This is a genomic window from Pseudomonas sp. DP-17 (assembly GCF_022380625.1).
GTDB lineage: Bacteria > Pseudomonadota > Gammaproteobacteria > Pseudomonadales > Pseudomonadaceae > Pseudomonas > Pseudomonas nitroreducens_A.
Genome location: NZ_JAKSXG010000019.1, coordinates 34,800 through 54,532, shown reverse-complemented (window position 1 = coordinate 54,532; position 19,733 = coordinate 34,800). Strand labels below are relative to the sequence as shown.

Annotated in this window: 18 protein-coding genes and 1 pseudogene; 9 read left to right on the top strand and 10 right to left on the bottom strand. The window is 67.4% G+C overall.

All coding sequences use genetic code 11. The features are described from left to right. Positions 1–269 precede the first annotated feature (269 nt). Positions 270–638, bottom strand: coding sequence for a hypothetical protein (locus MJ122_RS28230; RefSeq protein ID WP_239746987.1), 369 nt, complete (start codon positions 636–638; stop codon positions 270–272). Between the two features lie 112 nt (positions 639–750). Here MJ122_RS28230 and MJ122_RS28225 point away from each other — a divergent pair, with 112 nt between their 5' ends. After that, complete coding sequence (locus tag MJ122_RS28225; protein ID WP_239746986.1) at positions 751–5,067, top strand: DEAD/DEAH box helicase; 4,317 nt, start codon at positions 751–753, stop codon at positions 5,065–5,067. A 4-nt stretch (positions 5,068–5,071) separates the two neighbouring features. On the opposite strand, the gene MJ122_RS28220 is transcribed toward MJ122_RS28225, so the two are convergent. Continuing rightward, positions 5,072–5,389, bottom strand: coding sequence for an Mpo1-like protein (locus MJ122_RS28220; RefSeq protein WP_081518014.1), 318 nt, complete (start codon positions 5,387–5,389; stop codon positions 5,072–5,074). 143 nt (positions 5,390–5,532) lie between these two features. Here MJ122_RS28220 and MJ122_RS28215 point away from each other — a divergent pair, with 143 nt between their 5' ends. Together MJ122_RS28215 and MJ122_RS28210 are read left to right on the top strand one after the other, a co-directional pair. Next, the gene (locus MJ122_RS28215; RefSeq protein ID WP_239746985.1) at positions 5,533–6,105 is read left to right on the top strand and encodes a hypothetical protein; all 573 of its coding nucleotides are present in this window, start codon (positions 5,533–5,535) and stop codon (positions 6,103–6,105) included. A gap of 144 nt (positions 6,106–6,249) precedes the next feature. Next, on the top strand, positions 6,250–7,248 hold the full coding sequence (locus tag MJ122_RS28210) for an AraC family transcriptional regulator (protein ID WP_088418051.1): 999 nt from the start codon (positions 6,250–6,252) through the stop codon (positions 7,246–7,248). Positions 7,249–7,444: 196 nt separating this feature from the next. Here the strand turns inward: MJ122_RS28210 and MJ122_RS28205 are convergent, their stop codons facing one another. Beyond that, the gene (locus MJ122_RS28205) at positions 7,445–8,899 is read right to left on the bottom strand and encodes a TrkH family potassium uptake protein (RefSeq protein ID WP_017517218.1); all 1,455 of its coding nucleotides are present in this window, start codon (positions 8,897–8,899) and stop codon (positions 7,445–7,447) included. Between the two features lie 179 nt (positions 8,900–9,078). On the opposite strand from MJ122_RS28205, the gene MJ122_RS28200 reads away from it, so the two are divergent. Continuing rightward, the gene (locus MJ122_RS28200; RefSeq protein WP_017517219.1) at positions 9,079–9,639 is read left to right on the top strand and encodes a nitroreductase family protein; all 561 of its coding nucleotides are present in this window, start codon (positions 9,079–9,081) and stop codon (positions 9,637–9,639) included. Here MJ122_RS28200 and MJ122_RS28195 read toward each other — a convergent pair. The 7 genes from MJ122_RS28195 to MJ122_RS28165 form a co-directional block, all read right to left on the bottom strand. Next, a complete protein-coding gene (locus tag MJ122_RS28195) occupies positions 9,620–10,099 on the bottom strand; it encodes a hypothetical protein (protein WP_239746984.1) in 480 nt (159 codons plus the stop codon). The two genes, MJ122_RS28200 and MJ122_RS28195, sit on opposite strands and share 20 nt — an antisense overlap. Positions 10,100–10,124: 25 nt before the next feature. Further along, positions 10,125–11,459: a HAMP domain-containing sensor histidine kinase gene (locus tag MJ122_RS28190; protein ID WP_239747034.1), complete on the bottom strand. Its 1,335-nt coding sequence runs from the start codon at positions 11,457–11,459 to the stop codon at positions 10,125–10,127. Between the two features lie 93 nt (positions 11,460–11,552). Next, entirely contained in the window at positions 11,553–12,008 is a 456-nt protein-coding gene (locus MJ122_RS28185; RefSeq protein WP_088418053.1) for a Spy/CpxP family protein refolding chaperone, read from the bottom strand. A gap of 169 nt (positions 12,009–12,177) precedes the next feature. Beyond that, positions 12,178–12,855 carry a response regulator transcription factor gene (locus tag MJ122_RS28180; protein ID WP_017517223.1) on the bottom strand — a complete coding sequence of 226 codons (678 nt, stop codon included), beginning with the start codon at positions 12,853–12,855 and terminating at the stop codon, positions 12,178–12,180. Between the two features lie 13 nt (positions 12,856–12,868). Next, positions 12,869–13,279, bottom strand: a complete 411-nt coding sequence (locus MJ122_RS28175; protein ID WP_239746983.1) for a translation initiation factor 2 (IF-2, GTPase) — start codon at positions 13,277–13,279, stop codon at positions 12,869–12,871. A 107-nt stretch (positions 13,280–13,386) separates the two neighbouring features. Beyond that, positions 13,387–13,686, bottom strand: a complete 300-nt coding sequence (locus MJ122_RS28170; protein WP_037011035.1) for a YciI family protein — start codon at positions 13,684–13,686, stop codon at positions 13,387–13,389. A 1-nt stretch (position 13,687) separates the two neighbouring features. Beyond that, positions 13,688–14,281, bottom strand: a complete 594-nt coding sequence (locus tag MJ122_RS28165; protein WP_088418055.1) for a septation protein A — start codon at positions 14,279–14,281, stop codon at positions 13,688–13,690. Between the two features lie 198 nt (positions 14,282–14,479). Between MJ122_RS28165 and MJ122_RS28160 the strand changes: the two genes are divergently transcribed. The 5 genes and pseudogenes from MJ122_RS28160 to scpB all read left to right on the top strand — a co-directional run bounded on the left by MJ122_RS28160 (position 14,480) and on the right by scpB (position 19,617). After that, entirely contained in the window at positions 14,480–15,355 is an 876-nt protein-coding gene (locus MJ122_RS28160) for a PHP domain-containing protein (protein ID WP_088418056.1), read from the top strand. Beyond that, positions 15,352–15,981, top strand: coding sequence for an L-threonylcarbamoyladenylate synthase (locus MJ122_RS28155; RefSeq protein ID WP_239746982.1), 630 nt, complete (start codon positions 15,352–15,354; stop codon positions 15,979–15,981). Before MJ122_RS28160 ends, MJ122_RS28155 begins: the two co-directional genes overlap by 4 nt. Positions 15,982–16,042: 61 nt before the next feature. Next, a complete protein-coding gene (locus MJ122_RS28150; protein ID WP_017517229.1) occupies positions 16,043–17,257 on the top strand; it encodes a tryptophan--tRNA ligase in 1,215 nt (404 codons plus the stop codon). A 337-nt stretch (positions 17,258–17,594) separates the two neighbouring features. Beyond that, positions 17,595–18,302, top strand: a pseudogene (locus MJ122_RS28145) (ScpA family protein); the annotation flags it as partial. 256 nt (positions 18,303–18,558) lie between these two features. Next, on the top strand, positions 18,559–19,617 hold the full coding sequence (gene scpB / locus MJ122_RS28140) for an SMC-Scp complex subunit ScpB (protein WP_088418058.1): 1,059 nt from the start codon (positions 18,559–18,561) through the stop codon (positions 19,615–19,617). Positions 19,618–19,733 lie beyond the last annotated feature (116 nt).

The following is a 19,733-nucleotide window of genomic DNA, read 5'->3' as shown; positions in this document are numbered from 1 at the left end:
CCGGTTTTTCGCTTAGGCGAAAAATCCCCTCGTTGGATCGAAGTTTCAGGGGCACGAACTAGGCGTCCCCCCACGAAGGGCCATCCCTGGCCCATCGTGGCTCTCGCGGCATCCATGCCGCTCAACCCCTGAAACTCATCCAACGAGGCCTCCTGAAAGGGGCCGTCTGGTGCGTGCGGATGTTTCTCTGGAATACTTCACGTGGCAGCATGACGTACTTCGCGTAGAGATCTTATCCGCGATCCGTTCTTAGGGTTGCGGGACTTCTGTCACCAGGTCCTGGGCCTGTACCCCTTCACGCAAGCCCGTACCTCATCGTCGATCACATTCCCCGGCTTGATGCAGTCGGACAGCTTGCGTGGGCTGTCGCTATAGGGCGAGGCCGCGGGCGCCGCGCCGACTTCGGTCGGAGACAGGCCCAGCCGGCTTTGCAGGACCACCCAGCGCTCCGCCAGCCATGCATGGCTGGCCGGATCACGCCACAGGGTGGTGCCGGCGGCGAGCGTCAGCAACGGAACGAGAAACCACAGCAGCGGCTTCACCAGCATCCGCCAGTTGCGCTTCGGGCCTTCGGGCGGCTTCTGCCGGTTCTGTTGCCGGACCTGCTCCCAGTAATAGTCGCGATCGCGGTCGCTCATCGAATGTCATTCCGCCGGGGGGATGACTGAAGAGTAATGGCTGGCGCTGCCCGCGGCGAGGCGCGATCAGCGGTCCTTGTGACGGGCTTCGCGCGCCGCCATATTGGTTTGCATGGCTGCTCCCCGAACCTCCTCCCGCGCCCAGCGAGCCGATGTGCTGTCCACCTTCCATCCGGCGGTGGCCGGCTGGTTCCGTGCGCACTTCCCGGCACCGACCCAGGCGCAGGTGCTGGCCTGGCCGGCGATCCAGGCGGGCGAGTCGACCCTGGTGGCGGCCCCCACCGGTTCGGGCAAGACGCTCACGGCTTTCCTGGCCGCCATCGATACCCTGGTCCGCGAAGGGTTGGCGAACGGTGGCCAGTTGCCCGACCGCACCAGCGTGGTCTACGTCTCGCCGCTCAAGGCGCTGTCCAACGACATCCGCATCAACCTCGACGAGCCCCTGGCCGGCATCCGCGCCGCGCTGGTGAAGAGGGGCTTGCCGGAGGTGGAAATCCGCACCGCGGTGCGTACCGGCGACACGACGTCCAGCGAGCGCGAGGCCATGCGCCGGCGCGTGCCGCACATCCTGGTCACCACGCCGGAATCGCTCTACGTACTGCTCGGATCGGAATCCGGCCGGGCCATGCTGGCCGGCGCGCGCAGCGTGATAGTCGATGAAATCCATGCCATCGCCGCGAGCAAGCGCGGCAGCCACCTGGCGCTGTCGCTGGAGCGCCTGCAGGCGCTGTGCGAGGGGCCGCTGGTACGGATCGGCCTGTCTGCCACGCAGAAGCCCATCGAGGCGGTGGCGGGCTTCCTCGTGGGTCGTCACCAGGCCTGCCGCATCGTCGACATCGGCTACACCCGCCAGCGCGACCTGGGGCTGGAAGTGCCGGCGGCGCCGCTGGAAGCGGTGATGTCCCACGATGTCTGGGACAAGGTCTATGACCGCCTGGCCGAGCTGGCCAACCAGCACCGCACCACGCTCATCTTCGTCAACACCCGGCGTCTGTCCGAACGCATCACCCGGCACCTGGCCGAGCGCATCGGTGCCGGCTGGGTGGCGGCGCACCACGGCAGTCTGTCCAAGGAGCAGCGCCTGGGCGCCGAGCGGCGGCTCAAGGCCGGCCAGCTGCGCGTGCTGGTGGCCACCGCTTCCCTGGAGCTGGGCATCGATATCGGCGACGTGGAGCTGGTCTGCCAGATCAGCTCGCCGCGCTCCATCGCGGCCTTCCTGCAGCGTGTCGGACGCTCCGGCCACAGTGTCGGCGGGACGCCCAAGGGACGGCTGTTCCCGACCTCGCGGGACGACCTGATCGAGTGCGTGGCGCTGCTCGACAGCGTGCGCCGCAACGAGCTCGATACGTTGAGCATTCCCCATGCGCCGCTGGATGTCCTGGCCCAGCAGATCATCGCCGAGGTGGCCTGCCGGGAATGGCAGGAGGATGCGCTATTCGTACTTTTCACCGCGGCGCAGCCCTATGCCGACCTCGACCGGGAAAGCTTCGACGCCCTGCTGCGCACCCTGGCCGAGGGTTATGCCAGCCGCAGCGGCCAGCGTGGCGCCTATCTGCACCGCGACGCCGTGCACCAGCGCCTGCGTGGCCGACGTGGCGCCAGGCTGGCGGCCGTGACCTCGGGCGGCACCATCCCCGAGTCGGGCGATTACTGCGTGGTGCTGGAACCCCAGGGGCTCAACGTCGGCACGGTGAACGAGGACTTCGCCGTGGAAAGCCTGGCCGGCGACGTGTTCCAGCTGGGCAATGTCTCCTACCGCATCATGCGCGTTGAGCCGGGGCGGGTGCGGGTCGAGGACGCCCACGGCCAGCCGCCGAACATTCCCTTCTGGCTCGGCGAGGCGCCCGGGCGCAGCGACGAGTTGTCCATCAGCGTTGCACGCCTGCGCGGACAACTGGACGAACTGCTTGTGCAGGGGCAGGACGAGCCCGAACCGCTGGCACGTGCCATCGACTGGCTGCAGGACCAGTTGGGCCTGGGCGAGGGCGCGGCGCGGCAGTTGGTGGAATACCTGGCGCGCGCCCGTCACGCCCTGGGCGCGCTGCCCACGCGCAGGACGCTGATCCTCGAGCGCTTCTTTGACGAGTCCGGCGGCATGCAGCTGGTTCTTCATTCGCCCTACGGCAGTCGTGTGAACCGCGCCTGGGGCCTGGCATTGCGCAAGCGCTTCTGCCGCACCTTCAATTTCGAGCTGCAGGCCGCTGCCACCGAGGACGCCATCGTTCTCTCCCTGGCCACCAGCCACAGCTTCGCGCTGGACGAAGTGTGGCGCTACCTGCACTCCCATACTGCCGAGCAGGTGCTGATCCAGGCGCTGCTCGATGCGCCGCTGTTCGGCGTGCGCTGGCGCTGGAACGCCGCCACCGCGCTGGCCTTGCCGCGGTTTTCCGCTGGCCGCAAGGTACCGCCGCCGCTGCAGCGCATGCGCAGCGAAGACCTGCTGGCCTCGGTGTTCCCCGATCAGGTCGCGTGCCTGGAGAACATCGTCGGCGAGCGCGAGATTCCCGATCATCCGCTGGTGGCGCAGACCCTCGACGACTGCCTGCACGAGGCCATGGACAGCGAAGGCTGGCTAGCACTGCTGCGGCGCATGGAGCGTGGCGAAATCACCTTGTTGGCGCGCGACCTGCCGGCGCCGTCGCCGCTGGCGGCGGAAGTGTTGTCGGCCAGTCCCTACGCCTTCCTTGATGATGCGCCGCTGGAAGAGCGCCGCACCCAGGCCGTGCAGAGCCGCCGCTGGACCGACCCGGAAAGCGCCGATGACCTTGGCGCGCTGGATGCCGAAGCCATCGCCGCGGTGCGCGCCGAGGTCTGGCCGCAGGCGCGCGATGCCGACGAGATGCATGAGGCGCTGACCGGCCTGGGCGGCATCCGCGATAGCGAAGCACAGGCCAATGAGGGCTGGCCGCGGCTGCTCAAATGTTTGACCAGGGCCGGCCGGGCGACTTGCCTGCAGTTGCCCGCCGGCGCCGTTTGGGTGGCAGCGGAGCGGGTGAGCCAATGGCATGCAATACATCCGCAGGCCACGGCCGAACCCGTGCTCGACCTACCGCCAGCGCTGCGGGAAACCTGCACGGCCGACGAGGCGCAAGTCGAACTGGTGCGGGCGCGCCTGACCGGTTTCGGCCCGCGGCTGGTGCATGAGCTGGCGCAGGACCTGGGCATTTCCGCAGGCGAAGCCAGCTTCGCCCTGGCCAGCCTGGAGCGTGAAGGCTACGTGCTGCGCGGGCGCTTCACGCCCGGCGCAGCCGAGGAAGAATGGTGCGAGCGCCACCTGCTGGCGCGCATCCATCGTTACACGGTCAAGCGTCTGCGCCGGGAGATCGAACCGGTGGCACGGGCGGATTTCATGCGCTTCCTGTTCGACTGGCAGCGCGTCTCTGCCGGAACGCGGACACGCGGGGCGGAGTCGCTGGCCGGCGTGCTCAGCCAGCTGGAGGGCTTCCAGGCCGCCGCCAGCGCCTGGGAAAGCGACATCCTGCCCAGCCGTGTGGCCGACTACGGGATCAACTGGCTGGACGACCTGTGCCGCGCCGGTCGTATCGTCTGGGCGCGCCTGCCGGGCCGAACGGCGGTGAAAGGGCGGGGAGGGCCGCTGAAGAGCACGCCCATCGTGCTGCTGCCGCGCGCGCAGATGGCGCAATGGAGCATGCTGTGCGCGGGTCAAGCGGATGCCGAGCTTTCCGCCAAGGGCCACAAGGTACTGGACGTGCTCAAGGAGCACGGCGCGTCCTTCTTCGAAGAGCTGGCCAGCGACAGTCACCTGTTGCGTACGGAGCTGGAAACCGTACTGGGCGAGTTGGTAGCGGCGGGGCGGGTGAATGCCGACAGCTTCGCCGGCCTGCGCGCGTTACTGATGCCGGCGGCGCGGCGTCATCCGCAACGGCGCTCGCGTACGCCGCTGTTCGGCATGGCCGACGCCGGGCGCTGGGCTATGCTGCGCCGCACTTCGCTGGAGCCGGGCGCGCGGTTGCCTGTGGAAGTGCTCGAACACGTCGCCATGACCCTGCTGCGCCGCTACGGTGTGGTCTGCTGGCGCCTGCTGGACCGCGAGGCCGATTGGCTGCCGCCCTGGCGCGACCTGCTGCGGGTCTACCATCGCCTGGAAGCGCGCGGGGAAATCCGTGGCGGGCGCTTCGTCGCCGGGCTGACCGGCGAGCAGTTCGCCCTGCCCGAAGCCGTCGGCCTGCTGCGCGAGGTGCGCCGCCGCGAGGCGAGCGGCGAGTGGGTGGTGGTTTCGGCGGTCGATCCATTGAACCTGGCCGGCACCCTGCTGCCGGGGCGCAAGGTGCCGGCGGTGAGCGGCAACCGCGTGCTCTATCGCGATGGTGCGCCGGCGGGCGCGTTGATCGCCGGCGAAGTGGAGCTGTTCGCGGAGCTGGCGCCGGACGACCAGGCCCGCGCGCGGGAACTGCTGATTCGCCGCTGAAACCTCAGAAGCGAATACGCCCGGTGAACGCATCCTTGAGCATCACCCAGTCGCCCATCAGCGACCACAGCGGATATTTGAAGGTGGCCGGGCGGTTCTTCTCGAACACGAAGTGGCCGACCCAGGCGAAGCCGTAGCCGGCCAGCGGCATGGCCAGCAGCCACAGCCAATGCCCGCTGACCAGGGCGTAGGCGAGGATCGACAGTACCAGCAGGCTGCCCACGTAATGCAGGCGCCGGCACACGGCATTGCTGTGTTCCTGCAGGTAGTAGGGGTAGAACTCGGCAAAGCTCTGGAATCGATCGGCGGTCTGGGTGCTCATGACGCACTTCCTATTCTTGTGATGCCTTCAGTTTAGGCCCGCTCCAGCGCTTGCGGGTGACCCTGGGCGCCAGTTTAGTGTCCGCGCGCTGCCAGTCGGATTGGCGCCTGGATCAACTGGAAAAGGAATGCACCGAAGTGGACATGGCTGAATTCAAATGGGCGGCGGTCGTGTTCGGCATGCTGCTGGGGCTGGGAATCACCCGGGTACTGTCCAGCGTGGTGGCGGCTATCCGCTCACGCAGGACTGCCGGGATGGATTGGGTGGCATTGGCCTGGGCCGCCTGTGTCTTCGCGACGCAGCTGGAACAGTGGTGGGCGTTCGCCGATTTCAGCCAGATCGTCAAGCAGTGGACGTTCCTGACCTTCCTCACCCTCATCAGCTCGCCGTTGCTGCTCTACTTCACCGCCGCGCTGATCCTGCCCAACCATGAACTCAAGCCCGGCGAGGACCCTCGTGAACTCTTCAGCCAGCACGGTCGGTGGGCGCTGATGTTCATCGCGCTCTACTACGTGTTGAACCTGGTCGAGACGCAGTATTTCTGGCACGAGTCGCTGCTCAACGGTTGGGCAGGGTTGAATCTGCTGCTGATCGTTCTGCCCCTGCTGGCCTTCTTCGCCCATGACCGGAGGGCGCGCCTGATTGCGCTCTGCAACCTGGGTCTGACCGGCGTGTTCATCTTCGTCGATATCAGTATTCCCGTTCCGGTCGACTAATCCGGCAGGCGTTGCGCTGGCCTGCTCGTTCTATAAACTGGGCGGCGCCCGCCGGTCGGACGGGGACCGCGTGGGGTGATACCGCATTCGCCTGCCGAGTGGGCGGATGCGGCCAGAACAATAATCGAGCAAGACGAGCCGAGCATGCCTGAGCGTACGACCCTGTCCAGTTGGGTGCGGGGGATCGTCCAGTCCCTGGAACTGGAGGGTCTCGACAGCCGAGCGCTGTTCGCCGAACTGGGGCTGGATTTTGCTGCCCTCGACGACCCCGATGCGCGCTTCCCGCAGGATGCCATGAGCCGCCTGTGGAACCGCGCCGTGGAGCTGTCCGGCAACCCGGCCATCGGCCTGAACATTGCTCGCGTGCATACGCCGGCGTTCCCCGTGGTGGGTTACGCGCTGATGTCCAGCCGCAACCTGGGCGAAGGTTTCGAGCGTTTGGAGCGCTACCAGCGGATCATTGCCGAGGGCGCCGACCTGACCTTCCGCCGCCTGCCCGAGGGCTGCCTGTACCGCATCGTGGTGCATGGTGATCGCCTGCCGGTGCCACGCCAGAGCGCGGAGTGCTCGCTGGCGAGCCTGATCGCGATGCTGCGCTGGATCACCGGGCGGACGATCAAGCCGCTGGAAGTGCGCCTGGCGGGCGAGGCGCCTCCGGACATCGAGCCTTACCGCGAGCTGTTCCAGGCGCCGCTGAGCTTCGGCCATGCGGACTGCGCGATGCTGTTCTCCCACGAGGACATGAGCGCGCCACTGCCCACTGCCAATGAGGAGCTGGCGCGCCTGCACGACCGTTTCGCCGGGGAATACCTGGCGCGTTTCGTCAGCAGCCGCTTCAGCCACCAGACGCGCCAGGTGCTGTGCCGCCTGCTGCCCCAGGGCGAGCCCAAGCGCGAGAGCGTGGCGCAGGCGCTGCACCTGTCCGAGCGAACCCTCCAGCGCCGCTTGCAGGAAGAGGGCACGAGCTACCAGCAACTGCTCGACGATACCCGCCGCGAACTGGCCCAGCAGTACCTCGCCACGCCGCGCATGACGCTGCTGGAAATCGCCTACCTGCTGGGGTTCTCGGAGCCGAGCAACTTTTTCCGCGCCTTCCGCCGTTGGTTCGGCAAGACGCCGGGGGAGTACCGCGAGGAGCTTTGAGCTGTTGTAGAAGCGAGCTTGCTCGCGAACCGCCTGACGCTGGAGCTTCCGGGAAATCTGTTCGCGAGCAAGCTCGCTCCTACAAGGGCTGCACCACGTGCCAGCGCTCCCGACATGCGCGTTTGTAGGATGGGTATCGCTGCGCTCCACGCCATCCTACGACGTGCTCAACCTGCAACCCAGGTTGCAGGGGCGATCAGTGCCGCCAGAAAGCCGGGGTGAACAGCACCAGCACGGTGATGATCTCCAGGCGCCCCAGCAGCATGCCGCCGCAGAGCAGCCACTTGGCGGCATCCGGCAGCGAGGCGAAGTTGCCCGAGGGGCCGATGATCGGGCCCATGCCCGGGCCGACGCCGGCCACGGTGCTGGCCGCGCCGGTGAGCGAGGTCATCCAGTCCAGGCCGAGGAACGACAGGCCCAGCGCCAGGCCGCCGACGGTGGCGCCGAAGAAGAACGAGAAGGTCAGGATCGAGCGCACGATCTCTTCGTCCAGGCGATGGCCGTTGTAGCTCTGCTTGAGCACCGCGCGCGGGTGGATCAGCTGGTAGAGGCTGGCGCGCAGCAGGGTGTAGGCCACCTGGAAGCGGAAGATCTTGATACCCCCGGCGGTGGAACCGGAACAGCCGCCGATGAAGCCCAGGTAGAAGAACAGCATGATCGAGAAGTGACCCCAAAGGCCGTAGTCGCCCAGGGCGAAACCGGTGGTAGTCATCACGGAGGTCACGTTCACCGCCACGATACGGAAGGCGTCGAACCAGGCCAGGCCCGAATTCACCGAATACCAGGTGCCCATCACCAGCCAGGTGAACACCAGCAGACCGAGGAAACCATGCACCTGGTGGTCGCGGATCAGTGCCCTGCGATTGCCGCGCAGGGTGGAGACATAGAGCACGAAGGGAATGCTGCCCAGGATCATCACCATCACCGCGACCCAGTGCACCGCCGGTTGGTGCCACTTGGCCAGCGACTGGTCGGAAGTGGAGAAGCCGCCGGTGGAGATCGCCGACATGGCGTGGTTGAGCGAGTCGAACAGGCCCATGCCGGCCCACCAGAAGGCCAGGGTGCCCGCGATGGTGATGGCGACGTACACCCCGACTATGTACTTGGCCACCATGTGCGAGCGCGGCATGACCTTGTCGGAGCGGTCGGAGGATTCGGTCTGGAACAGGCGCATGCCGCCGATGCGCAGCATGGGCAGGATCGCCACCGCCATGGCGATGAAGCCGATACCGCCCAGCCAGTGCAGTAGCGAGCGCCAGATGAGGATGCCCGGCGACATCTTGTCCAGCCCGGATAACACGGTCGAGCCGGTGGCGGTGATGCCCGACATGCTCTCGAAGATCGCGTCGGTGAAGCTGATGTGCCTCGCGAACATGAAGGGCAGGGAGGAGAAGAAGCAGACGATCACCCAGCTCGACACCGTGAGCATGTACATGTCCCGCGGGCGCAGGTGTACCTGCTCCGGGCGGCCGGGGATGACCAGGCCCAGGCCGCAGGTGAAGGTGATGATCGCCGACCAGATGAACGGGTGCAGCTCGTTGGCGCGGCCGTAATACAGCAAGGTGGCCATGGGGACCAGCATGGCGACCGCCAGCGTGATCACGAAGATGCCGATGATGAATCCGAGAGTACGAAGTGTCGGCAGGGCCATGCGCTGAGGTCTGAATCCAGTGGGAATCGGCCATTTTACCTGCCGTCTGCCGAGAGTAAACCGCGTGACGCCGTTCCCCTTTACAAGATGCGCAGCGAGCGTGGGCTTGGTCTTTCCCGGACAAATGCGAACCCTTTGCGTCTACAATGGCGGCTTTCGAGATTGACTGGAGGCAGCCCATGGAGGCTCTCGACGCGTTGCTCAACCGTGTGTCCCATGCCCGCCTGAGCGAGCCGGCGCCGTCCGCCGAGCAACTGGACCGCCTGTTCCGCAGTGCCTTGCGCGCCCCGGACCATGGGCAACTGCGCCCCTGGCGTTTCCTCACCGTGGAAGGCGAGGCGCGCAAGGAACTGGGCGAGTTGTTCGCCCGCGCCGTGGCGGCCAATGAGCCGGACGGCAAGCCCGAGGCGCTGGACAAGGCGCGCGCCATGCCGTTGCGCGCGCCGTTGCTGGTGGTGGCCGTAGCGCGGCTGCAGGATCACCCCAAGGTGCCGGAAATCGAGCAGTGGCTGGCGGCGGGTTGCGCCGCCCACGGCATCATCCAGGCGGCCTACGTCGAAGGATTGGGCGCGATGTGGCGCACCGGCGCCATGGCGTTCGATCCGCTGGTGCGCGAAGGCCTGGGCCTGGCCGAGAACGAGCGCATCGTCGGTTTCATCTACCTCGGCACGCCGGTCGGCGAGCTGCGCCGCCCGGCACCGCTGGACCCGGCCGGGTTCGTCAGCGCCTGGCGGGGCTGAGCGGCAATTCCAGGCGCACCGTCCAACCGCTGGCGCGGGCGCGCCAGAGCAGGTGGCCGCCCTGCCAGGCGGCCAGGCGTCGTGCCGCAGGCAGGGCGTCTGGCAGCCAGGCCCGTGCCTGCGGGTCGTAGCCTTGCAGGTCCAGGCGCAGTTCGCCGTGCGCGGAGCTGAGCGACAGTTCCAGCGCAGCATGCGGATGGCGCCTCAGCGCCCCTTCCAGCAAGGCATCCAGTGCCTCGCCCAGCGCATCCGGCCAGCTTTCCAGCGGCCAGGTGCCGCTCAGCGGCAGGCTCAGGTTCAGGCCCGGCCAACGTGCCCGCCACTGAGTGGCGAGGCGCGCCAGTTCAACCGCCAGCACCAGGTATTGCGGATCGTCACAGGGTTCGCTGCGCAGCAGGGCTGCCGGCAGTAGCGGCCGTTGCAGGGCGGGAATCGGGGTAGCGAAGGCGGGAAGGCTCATGGTGCTCTCCGAAAGTGCGCTCAATTCAGGCGGCCTGGCGGCGCAGCGGCAGGTCGATGCTGGCCAGGAAACCGCCGTCGGGATGGTTGCTCAGGCGCAGCCGACCGTGGTGGCGCTCGATGGCGCGGCGGGCGATGGCCAGGCCCAGGCCATGGCCGGGGCTGCTCTGGTTGGGCGCGCGGAAGAAGGGTTCGCCCAATTGCGCCAGGTGATCTTCTCCGGCGCCGGGGCCGTGGTCGCGCACGCTGATGTGCAGGCGTTCGCCATCGATCCGCGCCTGCACCTGAAGCGGCTGCCCCGCCGGGTTGAAGCGCAGGGCGTTGCGCAGCAGGTTGTCGAGGGCGCGTTCGAGCATGTCCGGCCAACCATCGAGCGCCAGCTGCGGGGCGACGTCGAGCTGGATGTCCTGTTCCGGGTAAAGCAGTTGTGCGTCGTTGCGCAGGCGCTCGAACAGCGGCAGCAGGTCGATGCGGCTGGTCGGGCCGGGCTCGGCGTCGAGCCGGGCGAGGGCGAGGATTTCGCCGATCAGGGCTTCCAGGCGGTCGCATTCCTGCTCCAGGCGCGGCCACATGGCGGCGCGCTGCTCCGGGTCTGCGCGTTCGGCCAGGGCCAGGGCGATACGCAGGCGCGCCAGCGGTGAGCGCAGTTCGTGGGATACATCGCGCAGCAGCTGGCGCTGGCTGCCGATCAGGCCCTGCAGGCGGGCGCCCATGCGGTTGAAGTCGCGGGCCAGTACGCCCAGCTCGTCGCCACGGCGAGACAGGCGAGCCAGGCTGTCCTGTTGATAACTGGTCTGGCCCAGGTCATGCACCGCGCGGCGCAGGCGATTCAGCGGACGGGTGATGGACAGCGTCAGCAGCAGGCTGAACACCGTCAGCACCACCAGGGCGATGCCCAGGGCGCTCAGCGGCCAGAGCAGGCTGCTGCGGTGCCAGGCCTGCAGCGTCGGGTGCGGGATGCGGTAGATGAACAGGTAGGTCTGGTCGGTGCGGCTGCTGGTGTATTCCTGGCTCAGCTGGCGCCAGGGGAAGCGCGGCAGGTTCTCGCGGTCGAAGTTGCCGTGCGGACGCGGCGGGCGGGGCAGGTAGGTGCCGTTGACCAGGCGCTGGCCAGTCTCGTCGAGTACCTGCACCGAGAGTTCGAATTGCTGCCGCCGGCTTTCCAGCAACTGTTGCGCGGCGGCGGGCCCTTGCGTTTCGTAGAGCAGCGTCCACTGCTTGGCGATGTCGTGCAGCCCGGGATAGCGGGCGATGACCCAGGTGTCCTGGTTCAGGGCGCGGCCCAGCAGGATCGACAGTCCGGCCACCAGCAGCAGGGCAAGCCAGAAGGCGGCGAGGATCCGCCAGAAGAGTGAGCGCATGGTCTTCCTGTTCAGCCGCATGGTCTATCCGTTGTCAGGGGCTCCACGGCAAGGCGCCGGGTAGAACCCGGCGCCTGCGCTTTGCGGAGCGAATCAGTTGGTCTTGGCGCCGTCCTTCTGGGCCTTCCAGCTCTGGAATTCAGCCCATTCGGCCTTGCGCTGCTCGCGCTGCTTCTTCAGCTCGTCGAACTTTTTCTGCTGTTCGGGAGTGAGGATGCCGCGGATGCCGGCATCGGCCTTGTCGCGGTTGGCCTTGAGTTCTTCCTGCATGGCCTTGCGGTCGGCCTCGGGCAGCTTGTTCCAGTACTTCTCGGTGATCGCGCGGCGATCTTTCATCGAGTCGCCCATCAGCTTGCCGACCTGCTGGCGCTGCTCCTGGGTCAGGTTCAGCTCGCGCAGCGCGCCACCGTGTTCGCCGCGGTGCATGCCCGGGCCGTGGTCTTTCATGAACGGGGCCGGCGGCGGAGCGTCGGTCGGCGCCGGAGTGGCTGCCAGCGCGACGGTCGGCAGGGCGGCAGCGATCAGCAGGGCGGTCAAGGTCTTGCGCATGGTGTTTCTCCTTTCAGGGGCCGGTCGTTACCGGATGAGCCCAGTCTAGGGTCGGCAAGGTCAAGGGCGGTCAGGCCCACGTAAAGCTTGGGTAAAGATTACGTGAGGCCCTGCCGGAACATTTACGAAGCCCGGGCCAGAGCGGCCCGGACGTCCTGCAGGGCGAGGTTCAGGCGGCGTAGAAGTAGCCGCGCCCGCGCAGGGCGAGGATGCGCGGGCGGCCATCGGGGTGGCTGCCGAGCTTCTTGCGCAGGTTGCTGACGTGCATGTCCAGGCTGCGGTCGTACAGCGTCAGCTTGCGGCCCAGTGCGAGCTGCGCCAGGGCCTGCTTGTCCAGCGGCTCGCCCGGCTGGCGCAGCAGGGCTTCGAGGATGCGGCTCTCGGAGAGGGTCAGGCTGATTTCCTCGGCGCCGATGGTGGCCACGCCGCGCGACAGGTTCAGCGCCAGGTCGCCCAGCTCCAGCTGCGCGGCAGGTTGCGCCGGGTGGCTGCGGCGCAGCACGGCGCGCAGGCGGGCGGTCAGCTCGCGGGGGTCGCAGGGTTTGGCCAGGTAGTCGTCGGCGCCCAGTTCCAGGCCGAGGATGCGATCCAGCGGCTCGCCGCGGGCGGAGAGCATCAGTACGGGCAGGTCCGGGTGGTCGCTGCGCAGCGACTTGAGCAGTTCCAGGCCGCTGCCGTCGGGCAGCATGACGTCGAGCACGACTGCGTCCGGCGCGTGGCTGCCCAGCGCGGCGCGGGCCTGCGCGCCATCGTGGGCGGCGCGGATGCTGAAGCCTTCCTGGGTCAGCCAGGTGGTCAGCAGTTCGCAGAGTTCGACATCGTCGTCGATCAGCAGCAGTTCACTCATGAAGAGGCTTCTTTCAGTTGATCCATTCTCGGCGCGAGCGGCGGCGACCGCGGCTCAGTATGCCCAGGACGAACGCCAGCAGGGCGGTGCCGGCACCGCTCACGTACCAGGTCTGCTGCTCGGTGAGCAGGCGTGGCGGCTGGTTGGCCTGGGCCTCGCGCAGCTGCAGTTTCAGGCGCTGGTTTTCCTGGGTCAGGCGGGCGATGCGGGCTTCGTCCTGGCTGTTATCCGGGTTGGCCAGTCGTGCGGCCAGTTCGGCACGCTGCCGTTCACTGTCGGCCAGGCGCAGTTCCAGTTCGGAGGGGGCGGCGGGCGACTGGGCAAGGGGTTGGACAGCGCTTGGCGCCGGTTGCTCCGCGACGGGCTCTTCGGCGAGGGCGGCCAGCGGCAGGGCGAGGCAGGCGAGCAGGGGCAAACGGCGCATCGGGACTCCTTGTTCGATGATGTGCCGCCGTCCATGGCCATCCCGGCGCTGTCCGGCTGCGATGCCCCGTGGCGCTCCGTGCCGCGGGGTGCAACGCTTGCGCGCTGTTAGGGCAGGACTTTCTTGAATGGCTTGACCACGACTTCGGCGTAGACGCCGGCGGCGCGGTACGGGTCGGCGTCGGCCCAGGCCTGCGCGGCGGCCAGGGAGTCGAACTCGGCAACGATCAGGCTGCCGGTGAAGCCGGCGGCGCCCGGGTCGTTGCTGTCGATGGCCGGATGCGGGCCGGCCAGCACCAGGCGGCCTTCTTCCTTCAACTGCTCAAGGCGAGCGATGTGCGCGGGACGGGCGGCCAGGCGGCGTTCTTGGGATGCGGTGATATCACGGGCAATGATCGCGTAGAGCATGTCAGTCCTTGGGTTTTTCGCCGGTAGGCTCATCGTGCATGTGGCGGGCCAGGAACACGCCCTGACCGATCAGGAACAGCAGGGTCATGCCCAGGCTGCCGAACACCTTGAAGTCCACCCAGTAGTCCTGGAAGGTGAAGGCGACGAACAGCTGGACGCAACCGCAGATCAGGAAGAACAGTACCCAGGCGAGGTTCAGTTTCGCCCAGAGGGAATCGGTCAGGTGCACCGCGTGGCCCATGATGCGCTGGATCAGCGGCTGGCCACCAATGAAGTGACTGCCGGCGAAAGCCAGGGCGAACAGCCAGTTCACCACCGGCGCCTTCCATTTGAGGAAGGTTTCGCTGTGGAAGGCCAGGGTCATGCCGCCGAACACCAGGCAGGCGGCGAGCGTCACCCACTGGCCCTTGTCCAGCTTGCGCTGCTTGATCAGCAGGGCGCCGTAGACCACCACGGAAGCCGCGATCAGTACGGCCGTGGCGCTGTAGATTCCCCCGACCGAGAAGCTCTGGCCGGCGAGTTCGACGTTGCGCGGGTCGAGCTTGTAGACGATGAAGAAAAGGATGAGGGGGATGAAATCGATGAATTGCTTCATTACGGCAGCCAGAGCCCAGTAGAGCCGGCATAATACCAAGCCGCGGATGAACTGAAAGAGCCATCCGCCCAACGCTGCGTCAGATCATGGTTTCAATCCATTGCCGCGGGAGCGTTGGCACAGAAGCGTCTATACAGAAAGCTATCCCGACACAAAGCTGCTCCGACACAAATTCACCCTGCATCCCCTGGGAGCCCCATGCGAGTCGACCTGCACTGCCACAGCACCGCGTCCGACGGACAGCTCAGCCCGACGGCCCTGGTCGAGCGTGCCCATGGGCGCGGCGTGCGCGTGCTGGCGCTGACCGACCACGACACCCTCGATGGCCTGGCGGAGGCCCGCCGCGCCGCGCAGGCGCTGGGCATGGAGCTGGTGGACGGGGTCGAGGTGTCCTGCACCTGGGGCGGGGCGACCATTCACGTGCTGGGCTACGGCTTCGATGTAAAAGCCGAGCCGCTGGTCAGGGCGTTGGACGACCTGCACCGCGCCCGCTGGACCCGTGCCGAAGAGATCGGCCGGCGCCTGGAAGCCAAGGGCATGCCCGGCGCCTTCGAGGGCGCGCGGGCGATCCAGGCCGAGCTGGGCGACAGCGAGAACGCCCCGGCGCGCCCGCACTTCGCCGAGTTCCTGCTGCGCCAGGGCCATGTCAAGGACCGCGCCGAGGCCTTTCGCAAGTGGCTGGGCGCCGGCAAGCTGGGCGACGTCAAGCAGCACTGGCCGAGCCTCGCCGACGCTGTCGGCACGCTGCGCGCTGCGGGGGCCTGGATCAGCCTGGCGCACCCGTACCAGTACGACTTCACCCGCACCAAGCGGCGCAAGCTGGTGGCCGACTTCATTGCCGCCGGCGGCCACGCGCTGGAAGTCTGCAACGGCCCGCAACCGGCCGAGCAGGTCGGCGTGCTGAGCATCCTCGCCCGTGAGTTCGGCCTGATGGTCACCGCCGGCAGTGACTTCCACGGCCCCAGCGACTGGTCGGAGCTGGGCCTTTACCGGAGCGTGCCGGACGACCTGGCGCCGCTCTGGCCGCGCTTCGCCAGCGCCGAGAATGCCATCGGGATCAAGGAGACTCCATGAGCCAGTTCTTTCAGATCCACCCGGAAAATCCCCAGCCGCGCCTGATCAAGCAGGCGGTGGAGATCGTCCGGCAGGGGGGGGTGATCGCCTATCCCACCGACTCGTCCTACGCCCTGGGTTGCCGCATCGGCGAAAAATCGGCGGTGGAGCGCATCCGCCACATCCGCCGGCTGGACGACAAGCACAACTTCACTCTGGTGTGCCGCGACCTGTCCGAGCTCGGCCTGTACGCCAAGGTCGACACCGGTCTGTTCCGCCTGCTCAAGGCGCACACGCCCGGCCCCTATACCTTCATTCTCAACGCCACCCGCGAAGTGCCGCGCATGCTTCTGCACCCCAAGCGGCGCACCATCGGCCTGCGCGTGCCGGCCTGCCCGATCGCCCTGGCGCTGCTGGAAGAACTGGGCGAGCCGCTGATGAGCGTCAGCCTGATCCTGCCCGGCCAGAGTGAGCCGCTGAACGATCCGTACGAGATGCGCGATTCGCTGGAGCACCTGGTCGACCTGGTCATCGATGGCGGTTTCGGCGGCGGCGAGGCCTCCACCGTGATCGCCCTGACCGATGAAGACCCGGTAGTGGTACGCGTCGGCTGTGGCGACCCGGAACCCTTCATGGTCAACGCCTGAACACGCCCGGCGTGCTGGCTATACTCCCTCGTTCCATCGCTGAACCCGCGAGGTTGACCGCTTGACCAGCGTCGAATCCCTGCGCCGTGTGCTGTCCGGCATGCGCCCCACCGGGCGCCTGCACCTGGGGCATTACCATGGTGTGCTGCAGAACTGGGTGAAACTGCAACACGAGTACGAATGCTACTTCTCCATCGTCGACTGGCACGCCCTGACCACCGAGTACGACGAGACCGCCAGCATCCGCCAGCACGTGCGCGACATGGCCATCGACTGGCTGGCGGTGGGCGTCAGCCCCAGCGCGGCCACGCTGTTCATCCAGTCCCAGGTGCCCGAGCACGCCGAGCTGAACCTGCTGCTGTCGATGATCTGCCCGCTGTCCTGGCTGGAGCGCGTGCCGACCTACAAGGAGCTGCAGGAGAAGCTCAGCCACAAGGACCTCTCCACCTTCGGTTTCCTCGGCTACCCGCTGTTGCAGGCCGCGGACATCCTGATCTATCGCGCAGGCCTGGTGCCAGTGGGCTCGGACCAGTTCCCCCATGTCGAATTCACCCGCGAGATCGCCCGCCGCTTCAACCACCTGTACGGCGGCGAGGTGGACTTCGAGGACCGCGCCCAGACCGCCATCGCCCGCCTGGGCAAGAAAACCGGCAAGCTCTACAGCAATCTGCGCCGCGCCTGGCAGGAACAGGGCGACGCCCAGGCGCTGGAAACTGCCCGCGCGCTGCTCATGGAGCAGCAGAGCCTGACCCTGGGTGACCGTGACCGCCTGTTCGGCTATCTCGAAGGCAGCAGCCGGATGCTGCTGCCCGAGCCGCAGACCCTGACCAGCCACGCGCCGAGGATGCCGGGGCTGGATGGGCAGAAGATGTCCAAGTCGCACCACAACACCATCGCCCTGCGCGACAGCCCGGCAGTGATCGAGGAGAAGATTGCACGCATGCCCACCGACCCGGCGCGCGTGCACCGCCGCGATCCCGGCGAGCCGGAGCGTTGCCCGGTGTGGCAGTGGCACCTGATCTACTCCGACGACGGCTGCCGCCAGTGGGTGCAGGAAGGCTGCCGCAGCGCCGGGATCGGTTGCCTTGACTGCAAGCGGCCGGTGATCGAGGCGATCCTCCACGAGTTGGCGCCGATCCAGGAGCGGGCGCTGGACTACGAGGACAATCCCGAGCTGGTGCGCAGCATCCTTGCCGAAGGCGCCGAGCGCGCCCGCGAGGCCGCGCGGGAGACGCTGGTGGAGGTGCGTCACGCCATGGGGCTGTCCTATCGCTGAAGCCCACCCTGATCGCGGTGTCACCGGCTGCGCAGGAGCGGACTCCGTCCGTGATAGGTCCGCCACGTGCCGCAAGCCAATCGCGGACAAAGTCCGCTCCTACCCCAAGGCATGCCGCGTGCGAGGCAAATCCGCCAAAAGCCCCTCGCGCCGCCGACAAAAGCAGGGATAATGCCGCCTTCCAACCCCAGCGCCTGACGAGTGGCCGATGAGTGACCTGACCGAGCCGGAAGCCCCCGCCGCGGCCCCTGAATACCAGGTGCCGGTGCAGCTGGCGCTCGTCTACGGCGAGGCCCTGACGGAGATGCCGCAGGACCTGTACATCCCGCCGGACGCCCTGGAGGTTTTCCTCGAAGCCTTCGAAGGCCCGCTCGACCTGCTGCTCTACCTGATCCGCAAGCAGAACATCAACATCCTCGACATCCCCGTGGCGGAGATCACCCGCCAGTACATGGGCTATGTCGAGCTGATGAAATCAGTGCGCCTGGAACTCGCCGCCGAATACCTGGTGATGGCCGCCATGCTCGCCGAGATCAAGTCGCGCATGCTGCTGCCGCGCTCGGCCGAGGCCGAGGAAGAAGAGGAAGACCCGCGCGCCGAGTTGATCCGCCGCCTGCAGGAGTACGAGCGCTTCAAGAAGGCCGCCGAGGACCTCGACGACCTGCCGCGCCTGGGCCGCGACTACGTGGTTCCCACCGTCGCCGCACCGGATGCGCGGGCGCGCCGGCTGCTGCCGGAAGTGGACATGCAGGAGCTGATGCTGTGCATGGCCGAGGTACTGCGCCGCGCCGACCTGTTCGAAAGCCACCAGGTCACCCGCGAGATGCTGTCCACCCGCGAGCGCATGACCGAAATCCTCGAACGCCTGAAGGGCGAAGGCTTCGTGCCCTTCATCACGCTGTTCCGCGTCGAGGAAGGCAAGCTCGGCGTAGTGGTGACCTTCATGGCGGTGCTGGAACTGGTCAAGGAACAACTGGTGGAACTGGTGCAGAACGAAGCCTTCGCGCCCATCCACGTCCGCGCCCGCACGGAAGTGCAGGAAGGCGCCGCACGTTTCGGGGAAGCATCGGAAGACGTGCTGGAAGAGGGCGACGAAGACGTCTTCGAGCCACGCGAGGAGCCGCCGGCCGAGCTGACCTTCGAGGACGGCCATTTCGACGGCCTCGAAGGCGAGGCGGCGCTCGACCAGGCACTGGATGGCGAGCCGGACGACGAGCCGCTCTGATCGTTGCCCTGGCGCCGCGCTTTGAGTAGCTTTCCCGGCTGAACCGCTTAACCTTCAACTCCGATCCGAGCCGCCGATGAATCTCTCCGACCCGCAAGAACTGGCGACCCTGCTCGAAGGCATCCTCCTGGCTGCCGGCAAGCCCATGTCGCTGGAGCGCCTCGGCGAGCTGTTCGAGGAGGCCGAGCGCCCCGAGCCACAGCAGTTCCGCGATGCGTTGGCGGTGCTGAGCCTGTCCTGTTCCGGACGCGCCTTCGAGTTGAAGGAAGTCGCCACCGGCTACCGCCTGCAGGTGCGCGAGAAGTTCGCCTCCTGGGTCGGCCGTCTCTGGGAGGAGCGCCCGCAGCGCTATTCCCGTGCGCTGCTGGAAACCCTGGCGCTGATCGCCTACCGCCAGCCCATCACCCGGGGCGAGATCGAGGAAATCCGTGGCGTCGCGGTGAACACCCAGATCGTCAAGACGCTCATGGAGCGCGAGTGGATCCGCATCGTCGGTTACCGCGAAGTCCCCGGTCGCCCGGCCATGCTCGCCACCACCCGTACCTTCCTCGACTACTTCAACCTGAAAAGCCTGGAGGACCTGCCGCCGCTCGCCGAGCTGAAACTGATGGAGCCCGAGCCGCAGCCGATCCTCGAGGACATGGCGCCGGTGGCCAGCCTGCCGAGCCCCGAGGAGTACGACGAGGACTATATTCCGCCGTCCCTGCAGGCCCTGGCCGACCAGGCCGTGCGCGATGCAGGCGAGGAGCCGGAGCCCGCACCGCCGGAGGAGCCGAAGGAGGAAACCAGTTTCCGCAGCCTGCTCGCCGAGCTGGACGAGATGGAACAGGGCCTGAAGACCGACTTCGATGACCTGATCGATCGTCCGCCGAGCGACGACGAGGACACCGGGGTGGACGCCGACTTCAGCGGCGTGCATGGGCTGCCGGAAGTCGAGCCGCAGGACGAAGCCCAAGTGCCTGTCCAATCCGGTGCGCAAGGCCAGCCTGAAACGCAGGCCAGGCCTGACCTGCCCGCGCCATCGCCGGCCCCCGCACCGCCTGTACCGGCGCAAGACGAGTGGGACGAGGAGCGTGCCCTGCGCGAAGCCATGCTCGAGGAAATGGAGTTCAACGCGCGCAATCGCGACCATTGATCCCAGGCTCTGGCGCATTTGCCCCAGGCTTTCCAGCCGTTCGGTGATTGACTTCCGCCCGCGGCGCGACGACCTTATGTGCCGCGTTCGCAAGGCGCTGGCGGCAACACCCGGGG

Excerpts from the sequence above, each read along its gene's own strand:
- MJ122_RS28225 (WP_239746986.1), top strand. The coding sequence starts at position 751 with ATGGCTGCTCCCCGAACCTCCTCCCGCGCCCAGCGAGCCGATGTGCTG.
- MJ122_RS28195 (WP_239746984.1), bottom strand. The coding sequence starts at position 10,099 with ATGAGCCTTCCCGCCTTCGCTACCCCGATTCCCGCCCTGCAACGGCCG.
- MJ122_RS28165 (WP_088418055.1), bottom strand. The coding sequence starts at position 14,281 with ATGAAGCAATTCATCGATTTCATCCCCCTCATCCTTTTCTTCATCGTC.
- MJ122_RS28160 (WP_088418056.1), top strand. The coding sequence starts at position 14,480 with ATGCGAGTCGACCTGCACTGCCACAGCACCGCGTCCGACGGACAGCTC.
- MJ122_RS28180 (WP_017517223.1), bottom strand. The coding sequence starts at position 12,855 with ATGAGTGAACTGCTGCTGATCGACGACGATGTCGAACTCTGCGAACTG.
- MJ122_RS28175 (WP_239746983.1), bottom strand. The coding sequence starts at position 13,279 with ATGCGCCGTTTGCCCCTGCTCGCCTGCCTCGCCCTGCCGCTGGCCGCC.
- MJ122_RS28220 (WP_081518014.1), bottom strand. The coding sequence starts at position 5,389 with ATGAGCACCCAGACCGCCGATCGATTCCAGAGCTTTGCCGAGTTCTAC.
- scpB (WP_088418058.1), top strand. The coding sequence starts at position 18,559 with ATGAATCTCTCCGACCCGCAAGAACTGGCGACCCTGCTCGAAGGCATC.
- MJ122_RS28190 (WP_239747034.1), bottom strand. The coding sequence starts at position 11,459 with ATGCGCTCACTCTTCTGGCGGATCCTCGCCGCCTTCTGGCTTGCCCTG.
- MJ122_RS28170 (WP_037011035.1), bottom strand. The coding sequence starts at position 13,686 with ATGCTCTACGCGATCATTGCCCGTGATATCACCGCATCCCAAGAACGC.
- MJ122_RS28210 (WP_088418051.1), top strand. The coding sequence starts at position 6,250 with ATGCCTGAGCGTACGACCCTGTCCAGTTGGGTGCGGGGGATCGTCCAG.
- MJ122_RS28215 (WP_239746985.1), top strand. The coding sequence starts at position 5,533 with ATGGCTGAATTCAAATGGGCGGCGGTCGTGTTCGGCATGCTGCTGGGG.
- MJ122_RS28155 (WP_239746982.1), top strand. The coding sequence starts at position 15,352 with ATGAGCCAGTTCTTTCAGATCCACCCGGAAAATCCCCAGCCGCGCCTG.
- MJ122_RS28185 (WP_088418053.1), bottom strand. The coding sequence starts at position 12,008 with ATGCGCAAGACCTTGACCGCCCTGCTGATCGCTGCCGCCCTGCCGACC.
- MJ122_RS28205 (WP_017517218.1), bottom strand. The coding sequence starts at position 8,899 with ATGGCCCTGCCGACACTTCGTACTCTCGGATTCATCATCGGCATCTTC.
- MJ122_RS28230 (WP_239746987.1), bottom strand. The coding sequence starts at position 638 with ATGAGCGACCGCGATCGCGACTATTACTGGGAGCAGGTCCGGCAACAG.
- MJ122_RS28200 (WP_017517219.1), top strand. The coding sequence starts at position 9,079 with ATGGAGGCTCTCGACGCGTTGCTCAACCGTGTGTCCCATGCCCGCCTG.